The organism is Klebsiella sp. M041 (assembly GCF_059759695.1).
Genome location: NZ_JCAXWU010000002.1, coordinates 49758 through 62288 on the forward strand (window position 1 = coordinate 49758; position 12531 = coordinate 62288).

Annotated in this window: 11 protein-coding genes and 1 riboswitch; of the genes, 8 read left to right on the forward strand and 3 right to left on the reverse strand. The window is 52.2% G+C overall.

The window, feature by feature from the left end; all coding sequences use genetic code 11:
• Nucleotides 1-83 precede the first annotated feature (83 nt).
• Nucleotides 84-265, forward strand: a riboswitch (M-box (ykoK) riboswitch).
• A 56-nt stretch (nucleotides 266-321) separates the two neighbouring features.
• Entirely contained in the window at nucleotides 322-1335 is a 1014-nt protein-coding gene (locus AC6CWS_RS02320) for a magnesium transporter (RefSeq protein ID WP_023291272.1), read from the forward strand.
• 34 nt (nucleotides 1336-1369) lie between these two features.
• Here the strand turns inward: AC6CWS_RS02320 and AC6CWS_RS02325 are convergent, their stop codons facing one another.
• Entirely contained in the window at nucleotides 1370-1645 is a 276-nt protein-coding gene (locus AC6CWS_RS02325; RefSeq protein ID WP_065882854.1) for a LysR family transcriptional regulator, read from the reverse strand.
• 335 nt (nucleotides 1646-1980) lie between these two features.
• Between AC6CWS_RS02325 and AC6CWS_RS02330 the strand changes: the two genes are divergently transcribed.
• The 5 genes from AC6CWS_RS02330 to AC6CWS_RS02350 all read left to right on the forward strand — a co-directional run bounded on the left by AC6CWS_RS02330 (nucleotide 1981) and on the right by AC6CWS_RS02350 (nucleotide 8303).
• Nucleotides 1981-2934, forward strand: a complete 954-nt coding sequence (locus AC6CWS_RS02330; RefSeq protein WP_060589789.1) for a hydroxyacid dehydrogenase — start codon at nucleotides 1981-1983, stop codon at nucleotides 2932-2934.
• 10 nt (nucleotides 2935-2944) lie between these two features.
• Entirely contained in the window at nucleotides 2945-3643 is a 699-nt protein-coding gene (locus AC6CWS_RS02335; RefSeq protein WP_065882855.1) for an RraA family protein, read from the forward strand.
• Between the two features lie 64 nt (nucleotides 3644-3707).
• Nucleotides 3708-5102: a DASS family sodium-coupled anion symporter gene (locus AC6CWS_RS02340; protein WP_060589793.1), complete on the forward strand. Its 1395-nt coding sequence runs from the start codon at nucleotides 3708-3710 to the stop codon at nucleotides 5100-5102.
• A 12-nt stretch (nucleotides 5103-5114) separates the two neighbouring features.
• Nucleotides 5115-6278 carry a metallo-dependent hydrolase gene (locus AC6CWS_RS02345; protein ID WP_498256380.1) on the forward strand — a complete coding sequence of 388 codons (1164 nt, stop codon included), beginning with the start codon at nucleotides 5115-5117 and terminating at the stop codon, nucleotides 6276-6278.
• A gap of 141 nt (nucleotides 6279-6419) precedes the next feature.
• Nucleotides 6420-8303, forward strand: coding sequence for a sigma 54-interacting transcriptional regulator (locus tag AC6CWS_RS02350; protein WP_065882857.1), 1884 nt, complete (start codon nucleotides 6420-6422; stop codon nucleotides 8301-8303).
• A 32-nt stretch (nucleotides 8304-8335) separates the two neighbouring features.
• On the opposite strand, the gene AC6CWS_RS02355 is transcribed toward AC6CWS_RS02350, so the two are convergent.
• Complete coding sequence (locus AC6CWS_RS02355; protein WP_065812597.1) at nucleotides 8336-9529, reverse strand: BaiN/RdsA family NAD(P)/FAD-dependent oxidoreductase; 1194 nt, start codon at nucleotides 9527-9529, stop codon at nucleotides 8336-8338.
• A gap of 229 nt (nucleotides 9530-9758) precedes the next feature.
• Between AC6CWS_RS02355 and pitA the strand changes: the two genes are divergently transcribed.
• Entirely contained in the window at nucleotides 9759-11255 is a 1497-nt protein-coding gene (gene pitA / locus AC6CWS_RS02360; protein WP_004204940.1) for an inorganic phosphate transporter PitA, read from the forward strand.
• A gap of 59 nt (nucleotides 11256-11314) precedes the next feature.
• Here pitA and uspB read toward each other — a convergent pair whose 3' ends face one another.
• Nucleotides 11315-11650 (reverse strand): universal stress protein UspB, encoded by a 336-nt coding sequence (gene uspB / locus AC6CWS_RS02365; protein WP_002921203.1) that lies wholly within the window; start codon nucleotides 11648-11650, stop codon nucleotides 11315-11317.
• A 382-nt stretch (nucleotides 11651-12032) separates the two neighbouring features.
• Here uspB and uspA point away from each other — a divergent pair, with 382 nt between their 5' ends.
• The gene (gene uspA, locus AC6CWS_RS02370; RefSeq protein WP_004145166.1) at nucleotides 12033-12470 is read left to right on the forward strand and encodes a universal stress protein UspA; all 438 of its coding nucleotides are present in this window, start codon (nucleotides 12033-12035) and stop codon (nucleotides 12468-12470) included.
• Nucleotides 12471-12531: the final 61 nt, after the last annotated feature.

The window sequence follows — 12531 nt, forward strand, 5'->3', positions numbered from 1 at the left end:
TGGGTGGTTTATCAACAGTTGATAAACCACCTAAACTATACGCTTGGTGAATTATCCCTCTTCGCCAATAATGGCGCCTCATTTAACGATCTCGTTATGGCGAGGCTCCTGCATAAATACAAGTTACCGCCCTGTTGGTATCGAGAGAGACCACTCAGGGAAATACAGGCTTCCATCGAATCAAGGTGTTGCCAAGGTAACTTCTGGCGGTCATGACCGTTCAGATACGTTATGCAGTGCTAAAACCAGGACGTAGGGATCTGCCTGCGCTAACCCTGTCTTGTTCGCCCCTATGAGTGATTTTTTATAGGGATTTTAATCATGTCTTCCATTCAACTCTGCGCCGCCCATCAGGCGACCTCTGGCTTCGACGGCGATGCCATCGCCCAGTACATGCGTACCGACTTTATTACGCTGCAGGAACATCTCAGCGTCCATGAAGCGCGGGAGCACTTTATCTCACAGCTCACCAGCGATGATATTCCCGGCCAGGTGTTTGTGGTCGCCGGCAAGAAGCTGCGCGGCAGCCTGTCGGTCAAAAAGCTACTGCAGGAAGGGGATGTCGGGCAGTCTATCCGCTACCTGATGGACAGCTGCCTGTTCCGCGTCAAACCTGACGATGAACGCCCGCAGGTGATAGCCGAGCTCAACGAGCGCGGCCTCGACCTGGTTCCCGTCGTCGATAAAGGCGAGCTGGTCGGCTGCCTGATGGAAAAGGAGATCGCCCATCTGCTGGAGGATGACGTCACCGAGGACGCCCAACTGCAGGGGGCGACGCTGCCGCTGGAAAAACCGTATCTGGACATCAGCCCCTGGACGCTGTGGAAGAAACGCTCGGTGTGGCTGCTGCTGCTGTTCGTGGCCGAAGCCTACACCAGCAGCGTGCTGCAGCATTTCGAAGAGGCGCTGGAATCGGCCATCGCGCTGGCCTTCTTTATTCCGCTGCTCATCGGTACCGGCGGCAACAGCGGAACGCAGATCACCTCGACGCTGGTGCGCTCGATGGCGCTGGGAGAAGTACGGCTGCGCGATATGGGGCGGGTGATCCGCAAAGAAGTATCGACCTCGTTTCTGATTGCCTTAACGCTTGGGCTGGCGGGCTGCCTGCGCGCCTGGATGATGGGCATCGGCATGGAAATCACGCTGATCGTCAGCCTGACGCTGGTATGCATTACCCTGTGGAGCGCGATTGTCTCGTCGGTCATCCCGATGGTGCTTAAACGGATCGGCATCGATCCGGCGGTGGTTTCCGCGCCGTTTATCGCCACGCTGATCGATGGCACCGGACTGATCATCTATTTCAAAATCGCCCAGTATTTTCTTGGGTTGAACTGACGCCATGCCACAGCCCGGCCGACTGGCGCCGGGCTTATTCAGCCAGGTGCTTTGCGCGGCGAATAGTCGCGATAGCATGCAGTATGCCGAGGATCTGCGGCGTCAGCTTATAAAAAGCCCTTCCCTTTTCCGTTAATATCACCTTCCTGATATTTTTTCCTCGCAAGATGAGATTAAAACCAATCTCGTTCTCCAGCGCACAAATACTGGTGGTGACAGCAGCAGCATCAATGCCAAGCCGTTGCGCAGTATGATGAATATTTTCCGTTTGTACCATGATGCTGAAGATTTCAATCTGGGTATTATTCACGATCAATACGTCCTGTTTATTTATTCATCCCGCTTCGTTTTAGTTAACCGACAACAAAATGTCAATGCCACTCGACCCAGGCTCTGTCAAGCAACAATGTGAAATGCATAACACTGTTATTTAATTTTGCAATCCAGCCATTTCATAATGAAAAAATCAGGCGATAACGCCTAATATGAATTTGTGACATCCATCACCAAGAAAACAATTCACCAATAATTAACAAAATAAAAATCATTTAAATTTCAATTGATTAAAAATAAAATCAACGCTGAGATCATTTATGGCATCCGGCATGCATTTCCCTCCTCGTAAACAACACTGGAGAAATTGACATGACGTATAAAATTCTACTCCCGCAAGAGATCATGGCCGAAGGGAGAGCGTATCTGGAAAGCCGAGGTTATCAGCTAATTAAAGGTTCGGGGATGGAAGAGGAAGATATCATTCGTGATATCGGCGACTGTGACGGTATTATCGTACGCCTTTCAAAAATGTCCGACCGCGTATTTGAAGCCGCTAAAAAGCTGAAAGTGGTGGCCCGCCATGGCGCGGGTTACGATACCGTGGATCTGGAGTCAGCCAAACGTCATGGCGTTGTGGTATTAAATGCCCCGCTAGCCAATAGCATGTCGGTCGCTGAACTGACAATATTTTATATGCTGCACTGCTCACGTAATTTCAAGCTGGTCGAAGAGAAAATGCTTGAAGATTATTATTGGGCAAAATTGCGCACGCCGAAAGTTGAACTTGACGGTAAAACCCTGGGTTTAATCGGCGTAGGAAATATCGGCTCGCGCGTCGCGATCAAAGCACTGCATGGCTTTAATATGAAAGTCATTGCCTATGATCCCTATAAAACACAGCAGCAGATCCCCGAAGGTGTCGAACTCACTGACGATTTCGACCGTATTTTCAAAGAGAGTGATTTCGTTTCGCTGCACTGCCCAACAACGGCGGAAACCACCGACTTTGTCGGCGAAAAACAGTTCTCGATGATGAAACCCAGCGCCTATTTCATTAATACCGCCCGCGGCAAGCTCGTCGATGAGCGCGCGCTTTATCACGCCTTAAGCCAGCAAATTATCGCGGGCGCCGGCGTTGATGTTTTAAAGAAAGAACCCTTCGATGCCAACGATCCTATTTTCGCATTGAGCAATATCGTCATCGGTCCTCATATCGGTGCCGCCACCATCGAAGCGACTGACCGGGCTTCCCTGCATTCCGCCATCGGCATTGACGAAGTGTTATCGGGTAAAAAACCGTCCTGGCCGGTCCCAGGTTTTTAAGGAGCAAGAGATGACTATTGGTAACCGTGTATTTTTAAAACGTCCGGCGGGAAATATTGCACTGCTGAAAGAATATGAGCACCTGCCGGCGGCAAATATTGCTGACACCATGAACCGTATTGCGGTATTAGGCAACGGCATCAAGCGCATTTCCTCACCCAAAAAACCGATAATGGCCGGCTTCGCTATTACGGTAAAAGCACGCGCCGGCGACAATTTGATGCTCCATGCCGCCCTGGATATGGCGGGGGAAAATGACGTCATTGTGGTCTCTAACGAAGGAGATCGCTCGCGGGCGTTGATGGGCGAAATCATGGTGGCGTATGCCCATCACATGAAGAACATTGCCGGCATTGTGCTCGACGGGCCAATTCGCGATATCGACGCGCTATCGGTTCTTGATTTTCCGCTCTATGCCACCGGTTCGAACCCGGCGGGCCCGTTCAAAATGGGTCCAGGGGAAGTGAATACCCCTATTGCCGTGGGCGGCGTCGCGGTCTGTCCCGGCGATCTGATTGTCGGTGATGCGGATGGCGTCATTGTCATCCCACTGAGCGATGCAGAGACTGTGCTGGATAAAGCGAAAGAGTACGCCAAACTCGACTCCAGCAAAGTGGATGCCGCCAAAAACGGCACCGCCAACCGCCAATGGGTTAGAAAATCGCTGGATGCAACCGGCGTCGAATTTATCGACGACACATATCGTTAATTCGATTGAATAATATAAGCCACGGTCATTTAACTGCCGTGGCCTTAAAGCAAAGGTAACAAAAATGCTTTATTTAAAACTCTTGCCGATTATCTTTTTCCCTGTTTTATTTTGGATAATACCGCATCCGGAAGGCGTTGCCGCCCCGACATGGCATATGGTTGGTATTTATCTGGCCATGCTCTGTGGCCTGGTTTTACGCCCGTTTACCGATTCGGTGATTATGCTGATTATTTTGGGATTCGCCTCTCTGGTACTCGACCCCGGTCCGCTATTCGCTGGATTTGGCAGCCCAATGGTATGGTTTATTATCAGCGCTTTTATTATTTGCAAAGCGTTTGTCATTACCGGGTTAGGTAAACGCATTGCTTATCTGTTACTCAAACGCTACGGCAAAAATACCCTGACGCTCGGGTATTTGATGATGGTCACCGATACCGTGCTGGCCCCAGCGACCGGTTCAAACATGTCGCGTTCGGGAGGGATTACCTACCCCATTTTCAGGAATATCGCCGAAGCGCTTGGCTCGAAGCCCGACGACGGCAGCCGCAAAATCGGCGCCTACCTGACTATTTTGATGTACGTCGTCTCGATGGGCACCTCCAGCCTGTTCCTGACCGGGATGGCCACCAACTCGATCACCGTTTCATTAGCCAATGAGATTATGAAGGTTAATCTTGAGTGGATGACCTGGTTTAAAGCCGCCATTGTCCCGGCGGGACTGGTGCTCATTCTGGCGCCCTGGATCCTGTATAAAATCTATGCTCCGGAACTGAAAGTTATTACGAACGTCAATGAAATTGCGGAAAAAGGACTCAATGAATTAGGGCCGGTAAAACGCGAAGAGAAGCTGTTAATCGCGTTCTTTATTCTTGGCGTATTAGGCTGGATGACGGGGTCTATCACCGGCATTGCCTTTATTCCCGTGGGACTCGCCTTCCTCGCTTGTCTGTTGCTTTTCGGCGTACTGAGCTGGAATGACGTAGTCAGCGAAAAATCAGCCTGGCAGACTTTTGTCTGGTACGGCGCCTTCTACGGCTGCGCGGTCGCGCTGTCAAAAGGCGGATTCTATGTTTACCTGGTCGACGTGATTAAAAATTATCTCGATCTCTCGCATTTGAGTGAATTCAGCGCGATTGCTGTGCTGGTGTTTATCAGCCTCGCGGTCCGCTATTTCTTCGTCTCAAACAGCGCCTTTGTCGTCTCTTTCTATCCGGTACTCTTTACCCTCGGAATGACCACGCAGGCACATCCTATGTATGTGGCGCTCTCTCTGGCCTTCTCCGCAGGCTATGGCGCGTTATTGACCCACTATGGTAATGGGGCTGGCGTATTTACCTTCTCCAGCGGCTACGTGCCGCAAAAAACGTTCTGGATGCTCGGCACCATTATGGTTGTGGTTAACGTATTGATATTTTTCTTAATCGGTATTCCTTACTGGAAGCTTATCGGTATCTGACAGGAGCATAAAATGAAACTGGATATAGTCATTAAAAACGGCCAGATCGCCGATATGGAAAACCGAACTTATATCAACGCCGATATTGGTATTAAGGGTAACCGCATCGTTGATATCACGCATCAGGATGAACGACAGGCAGAAACCGTTATTGATGCCTCAGGCTGTATTGTTCTTCCCGGGCTCATCGACTTTCATGGGCACGTTTTTCATGGCGGAACGGCGATTAGCGTCAACCCCGACATCGTCTGTTTACCAAACGGCGTCACCAGCATGGTCGATGCCGGGAGCAGCGGATGGGTAAACTATTCGCTATTTCGTAATAGCGTGATTCATCCGGCGATGGTGAAAATCAAGAGCTATTTAAACGTGGTCAACGTTGGCCTTTCGACCCTTGGCGGTGGGCCAACCGGCTATCTTGAAAATACCAATCCAGCAAATTACAACGAGGAAAAAATTGCCCAGACGCTGAATGACAATAAAGCCAACATTCTGGGCTTGAAATTACGCTATAGCCAGGATATCGCCCGGGGCAAACAGTATGCCAGCGATCCGCTGTTAGCTACGGTCTCCCTGGCGCGAAAACTGGATACCTCCATTTGCGTGCATGTCACCGACTCCCTGTTATGCGCCGATGAGCTGATCCGCTATTTCGAGGAGGGTGACATCTACGCGCACTGTTTCCACGGTACCGGTCATTCCATTCTCAATGAACAGGGGCAGGTCTATGCCGCCATCAAAGAAGCGCAGTCCCGGGGGGTGATCTTCGATTGTTCAAACGGTGTCGCCCACTTTGATTTTGAGGTGGCGCAATCGGCGATGGAGCAGGGATTCTACCCTGATATCATCAGTACCGATTTAACCCTGCGTAATAGATTGCGTACCGACAAGGTCTATAGCCTGCTGCATGTGATGTCGAAATATCTCAATATGGGCATGTCCTTCTTTGACGTCATCCGCGCCGTCACCGCCACTCCGGCTCGCCTGATGAAAATGCAAGGGCAGATTGGTACTCTGGCGCCAAATGCTCTTGCCGATATTTCCATTGTGAAATTACGCAAAGATAAAATTATGTTTGAAGATACCCGGGGAAAAACCCTGGAGGGTGATCGCTACCTCGATAACTGCGCCACTATCTGTAACGGACAGATCGTTTATCGCCGTCTGCGATTCTAATTCGCCAGCCACCAGCCTTGCGTCTTTCCAGGCGTAAGGCTGGTACGATAAAACCCACCTTCCATGACCTTCGTCATTATTTATCTGCACCTTAAAATTATAATGATTTTAGCCAATCTTGAGCCGATAAGTGAATAATGTATGAAGAATAATGAAATTGTCATCTTCTCAGTTTCCAGCACTATTACCCAACGAATTATGCATGTCCTTATTGAGCGCAAACTGGAAATCCCCGTCTATGAGTTTCGTTATTCTGATGTCCTCAATAAAGCCAACGAAATGATCCAATCCGGTACCCGAATCATTATTAGCCGGGGCGGTACCGCCGCCCTGCTTCGCAATAACATTCCCATTCCGGTGATCGAAATCGCCCATGATTTTCATGGCGTATACCGCATCCTGCAGGAAGCCAAGAATAAATCGCAGAAAATCGCCGCCATCGGTTTCCCCCAGTTTTGCCGGGCGCTGCGGCATTACCAAAGCATGACCAACGACGAGTTTAAGATTTGCCAGGTCTATAACCATCATGATATTGAAAATGTTATAAAAAACCTGTCTGAAAATGATTACCATATGGTCATTGGCGGTTTAACGGTCGCCGAAATGGCCAAGAAATACAATCTCAACGTTATTGAAGGCGATGCTGACAATAATTCTATTGAACAAGCAATTAATGAAGCTCATGGCTTACTAAAATATATCAATCGGGAAAATTTAAAGTTAGTGATGAGCCATGCGGCGCTCAACCAATCCCGCGAAGGAATTATGTGCGTTGATCAGCTGGGTGAGATTATTCATATTAATGCTATCGGCATGACCTTATTTCAATGCCAGGTGGGTGACAAATTATTTAAAAAAGAGGTTTTTAAAGATATCTATGCCAGTATGATTAATGAGTCCAACGTCAAAGAGCAAGCTATCGAAATTAATGGCACACTTGTTAGTCTCTCCGTCCGGCATTTTTCTAATCGCCACAACAGCTATGCCGTCATCACCGGCTTAAGCCAGGAAAGTACGCTCTGGCAGCAGACTACCAGTAAGAAAAGTCACTTACGCGGCTATGCCACCAGCTACTCTTTTGACAATATTATTGCGCAATCGCCGATCATGCATCAGGTGATACAAAAAGCCAGGCTGTGCGCTCAACATGAGCTTCCGGTCCATATCCTGGGCGACACCGGCACGGGGAAAGAGCTGTTTGCCCAGAGTATTCATCACGTTAGCGCCCGAAGCCATGGTCCTTTTGTCGCGCTTAACTGCGCGGCTATACCGGAGAGCCTGCTGGAAAGCGAACTGTTCGGTTATGCCGAAGGCGCGTTTACCAACGCGCGGAAGGGAGGCAAGCCCGGGGTCTTTGAAATGGCCACTAACGGAACGGTATTTATCGATGAGATCAGCGAAGCCCCGCTGTCGGTCCAGGTGAAGCTGCTGCGCGTATTGCAGGAGAAGCAATTTTCCCGTCTTGGTGGCGACACCCTGCTCTCAGCCGATTTTCGCCTGATCACCGCCAGCAATAAAGATCTGGGTCAGCTCGTCGCCAGCGGGGAGTTCCGCCAGGATCTTTATTACCGAATCAATATCCTTGAACTGCAGCTCCCGTCATTACGCGAAAGACCCGAAGATATTATGGTGCTGATTCACCATCTTCTGCAGCAACAAAACAAGCACCTCACCTTTACTGCGGATGCCGTGAACTGCCTACAGAACTATGACTGGCCGGGCAATATTCGTGAACTGCAGGCGGTCATCTATCGTCTTATCGTCTTGCTGGACGGAAACACGGTGAACAAAGAGGTTTTACAGCAGATCAGTCACCTCTCGCCGGTCTGCCACCAGAGCGTGTCTCTTGTTTCTGACCACACGCTGGTCGCGGATGAGAGCGATCTGTTAAAAAAACAGGAGAAACAGCTGATTGCGAGCGTGATTGAAAAAACGGATGGCGACAGAACCAGAGCCTCCGCCATCCTCGGCATCAGCCCTACCACGCTGTGGCGAAAACTGAAGCAGCATAACATCAGCGGATAAGCCGAAACCTGTCCGCCGGAACGATACCGCCGTTACCCTTCCACCAGCGCCTGCGCGCAGGCCCAGGCGCTTGACCACGCCCACTGGAAGTTATACCCGCCGAGCCAGCCGGTGACGTCCATCACTTCGCCGATAAAGTAGAGGCCCGGCGCCTTGCGCGCCTCCATAGTACGCGACGAGAGCTCATTGGTGTCCACGCCGCCGAGGGTCACCTCCGCCGTCCGGTAGCCTTCGGTGCCGTTCGGCTGCACGCGCCAGGCGGTCAGCGTCTCCACCAGCGCCTGCTGGTCGCGAACGTTCAGCTGCTTCAGCGTGACATCAGGAATTTGCCCCAGCTGCTGCAGGCACTCCACCAGCCGCTTCGGCAACTGCATCGCGAGGGTGTTTTTCAGGCTCTGGTTGGGATGCGCGCCGCGCTGCTCGTTAAGGAAGTCTTCAAGATTGCAGTCCGGCAGCAGATTCACGGTGACGAACTCGCCGGGCTGCCAGTAGCTGGAAATTTGCAGCACCGCCGGTCCGGAAAGGCCGCGATGGGTGAACAGCAGATTTTCGCGGAACAGGGTGCCGTTCTCGGCGGTGATGGTCGACGGCACCGAGACGCCGGAGAGAACCTGCAGCTGCTCAAGCAGCGGCTTGTGCAGGGTAAACGGCACCAGACCCGCACGGGTCGGCAGCACCTTCAGGCCGAACTGTTCGGCGATTTTATAGCCGAACGGCGAGGCGCCAAGGCCCGGCATCGACAAGCCGCCGGAGGCGATCACCAGCTTTTTGGTCGCCAGCGTTTCGCCGTTCACCTGGAGCCGGTAGCCTTGCTCATCGCGCTCGACGCTGAGGATTTCGCTGCGCAGGCGGATCTGCACGCCGCCCTTTTCGCATTCCGCCAGCAACAGATTGACGATCTGTTCCGCCGAATCATCGCAAAACAGCTGACCGAGGGTTTTCTCATGCCAGGCGATGCCATATTTGCCGACCAGCTCGATAAAGTCCCACTGGGTGTAGCGCGCCAGGGCAGATTTGCAAAAATGCGGGTTTTGGCTCAAATAGGCCGCCGGCTCAACATACATATTGGTAAAGTTGCAGCGGCCGCCGCCGGACATCAGAATTTTTCGCCCCGGCTTTTTGCCGTTGTCGAGCAGCAGAACGCGACAGCCGAGCTGCCCCGCCTGCGCTGCGCAAAACATTCCCGCCGCTCCGGCGCCAACGACAATGGCATCAAACCTTTCCACAGCGCATTCCTCGTTCCCCAATTGTCGGGTTTTGTAAATATTTCACTCTGGTCACACCAGCGGGAAAAATCCCGCATTAGATACATCATTGAAAGATATAGGATTACTCCCAACAGGGTAAAACCTAAACAGGAAGAAAATCAAAAAAAGTCTATATTTCACTTTGCCCGCGCCGCTAAAGTCACTGATAATGCGCCGCGTTCATGTCCTCAAAATGGCGTAACGTCCTATGCTACATTTATTTGCCGGTCTGGATTTACATACCGGACTATTATTATTGCTTGCTTTAGCTTTTGTACTGTTTTACGAAGCGATTAACGGTTTCCATGATACCGCAAACGCGGTGGCTACGGTTATCTACACTCGCGCTATGCGCTCACAGCTCGCTGTGGCGATGGCGGCGCTCTTCAACTTCTTCGGCGTTCTGCTGGGGGGTCTCAGCGTAGCCTATGCCATCGTGCATATGCTGCCGACCGATCTGCTGCTTAACATGGGTTCCGCACATGGCCTCGCCATGGTGTTCTCTATGCTGCTGGCGGCGATCATCTGGAACCTCGGCACCTGGTACTTCGGTCTGCCGGCATCCAGTTCCCATACGCTGATCGGCGCTATCATCGGGATCGGTCTCACCAATGCCTTAATGACCGGTACGTCGGTCGTTGACGCGCTGAATATCCCGAAAGTCATCGGCATTTTTGGATCGCTGATTATCTCGCCTATCGTCGGCCTGGTGATCGCGGGCGGCCTGATTTTCCTGCTGCGTCGCTACTGGAGCGGCACCAAGAAACGGGCGCGTATCCACCTGACCCCAGCGGAGCGTGAAAAGAAAGACGGCAAGAAAAAGCCGCCGTTCTGGACCCGTATCGCCCTGATCCTGTCCGCTATCGGCGTGTCGTTCTCTCACGGCGCTAACGATGGACAGAAAGGCATTGGTCTGGTGATGCTGGTCCTGATTGGCGTCGCCCCGGCGGGCTTCGTGGTGAATATGAACGCCTCCGGTTACGAAATCACCCGTACCCGCGATGCGGTCAACAACGTGGAAACCTTCTTCCAGCAGCGCCCTGACCTGCTGAAGAAAGCCACCGGCGTTGACCAGCTGGTTCCCTCTCCGGACACCAATACCGCGGCCAACGGCGAGTTTCATTGTCATCCGGCGAACACCATCAACGCCCTTGACCGCGTGAAGACCATGCTGACCGGCGTTGAGAACTACGAGTCGCTAAAACCGGAACAGCGCGGCCAGCTGCGTCGCATCATGCTCTGCATCTCCGACACCACCGACAAAGTGGCGAAACTGCCGGACGTGAGCGCTGACGACCAGCGTCTGCTGAAGAAACTGAAAACCGATATGCTGAGCACCATCGAGTACGCGCCAATCTGGATTATCATGGCGGTCGCACTGGCGCTGGGTATTGGCACCATGATCGGCTGGCGCCGCGTGGCGACCACTATCGGTGAGAAGATTGGTAAGAAGGGCATGACCTACGCCCAGGGGATGTCGGCGCAGATGACCGCGGCGGTGTCTATCGGTCTGGCGAGCTACACCGGGATGCCGGTCTCCACCACCCACGTACTCTCCTCCTCGGTAGCGGGGACGATGCTGGTGGATGGCGGTGGTCTGCAGAAAAAGACGGTGACGAGCATTCTGATGGCCTGGGTGCTGACCCTGCCGGCAGCGATTATCCTTTCAGGCGTCCTTTACTGGCTCTCCCTGAAGCTGATTTAAGCGCTATTCGTTCAAAACGGGCCAGCTTGCTGGCCCGTTTTTTTATCCCGAAGATGCCGTCAGTGCCAGATCATCAACGCAATCAGGCTCACCACCACCAGGCCGCACAGGGCGCTGGTCAGAATAAACTGGCGACGAACACGTTCGCAGCGACGAATAAATTCATCGTCATGATGGTCACGGTAGCGCTGGGCATAGATATACCACACCAGGCGCATCTGTTTGCTGGGCTGCCCGTGCGAGGTAAAAAAGCCGCCGCCATCGACGTACTGATAGAGCAAGGGATCGCAACCACGTAGCACAACCAATAATGCACGCAACGATGAGAAGTAGCGTGCCATATTCACCACACAAACGACACACAGGGCCCAAAACAGCGCAATAGTGCTGATCATACCTCCTCCCCGGCGACCCGCCCACGGAGAAACCCTCCGCGGCTACCGCTCCCCAAATAACCGACGACAATACCGTAAAGAGTGCGATTCCGATCACATTTATTTTTCCGACCGGCTCATTAAATAGTGTAGGAGATCCATTAATTTTTTTACCACAAGGTTATTCGTTATCAATACGTAAGACGGATAAATTTGTTTAACTTTTAGGTGAACCCAGTGCATTGACGGAGTGCGGGGGGCGCTATAAGGTAAGAAATATCTTCTACAATGAAGTCCTTAAAGGCTACCCTCCCGCGAATGTAGCACGCAGGACGCGGGCGAAACGGCAGCGCCAGCTGTCAGGTCCAATGGTCATCGACAAACTTATGGAAGGAGTAACACTATGGCTTACAAACATATTCTGATTGCAGTAGACCTGTCCCCGGAGAGTAAAGTACTGGTTGAAAAAGCCGTTTCTATGGCCCGCCCGTATAACGCGAAAGTCTCCCTGATCCACGTGGATGTGAATTACTCCGACCTCTACACCGGGCTGATTGACGTGAACCTCGGCGACATGCAAAAACGCATCTCCGAAGAGACCCATCACGCGCTGACCGAGCTCTCGACCAACGCCGGCTACCCGATCACCGAGACCCTGAGCGGCAGCGGCGACCTGGGCCAGGTGCTGGTCGATGCGATTAAAAAATATGATATGGACCTGGTGGTCTGCGGCCACCATCAGGACTTCTGGAGCAAGCTGATGTCCTCTGCCCGTCAGCTGATCAACACCGTCCATGTCGACATGCTGATTGTCCCGCTACGCGACGAAGAAGACGAATAACCGTCCCGTTGTGTCATGCCAGACGCCCGCCGCTGCGGGCGTTTTTATTTTCGCTTCCACC

What these genes read in the sequence shown, in the direction of transcription:
- AC6CWS_RS02350 (WP_065882857.1), top strand. Translation starts at nt 6,420, where the DNA reads ATGAAGAATAATGAAATTGTCATCTTCTCAGTTTCCAGCACTATTACC.
- AC6CWS_RS02330 (WP_060589789.1), top strand. Translation starts at nt 1,981, where the DNA reads ATGACGTATAAAATTCTACTCCCGCAAGAGATCATGGCCGAAGGGAGA.
- AC6CWS_RS02345 (WP_498256380.1), top strand. Translation starts at nt 5,115, where the DNA reads ATGAAACTGGATATAGTCATTAAAAACGGCCAGATCGCCGATATGGAA.
- uspA (WP_004145166.1), top strand. Translation starts at nt 12,033, where the DNA reads ATGGCTTACAAACATATTCTGATTGCAGTAGACCTGTCCCCGGAGAGT.
- AC6CWS_RS02320 (WP_023291272.1), top strand. Translation starts at nt 322, where the DNA reads ATGTCTTCCATTCAACTCTGCGCCGCCCATCAGGCGACCTCTGGCTTC.
- uspB (WP_002921203.1), bottom strand. Translation starts at nt 11,650, where the DNA reads ATGATCAGCACTATTGCGCTGTTTTGGGCCCTGTGTGTCGTTTGTGTG.
- AC6CWS_RS02335 (WP_065882855.1), top strand. Translation starts at nt 2,945, where the DNA reads ATGACTATTGGTAACCGTGTATTTTTAAAACGTCCGGCGGGAAATATT.
- AC6CWS_RS02340 (WP_060589793.1), top strand. Translation starts at nt 3,708, where the DNA reads ATGCTTTATTTAAAACTCTTGCCGATTATCTTTTTCCCTGTTTTATTT.
- pitA (WP_004204940.1), top strand. Translation starts at nt 9,759, where the DNA reads ATGCTACATTTATTTGCCGGTCTGGATTTACATACCGGACTATTATTA.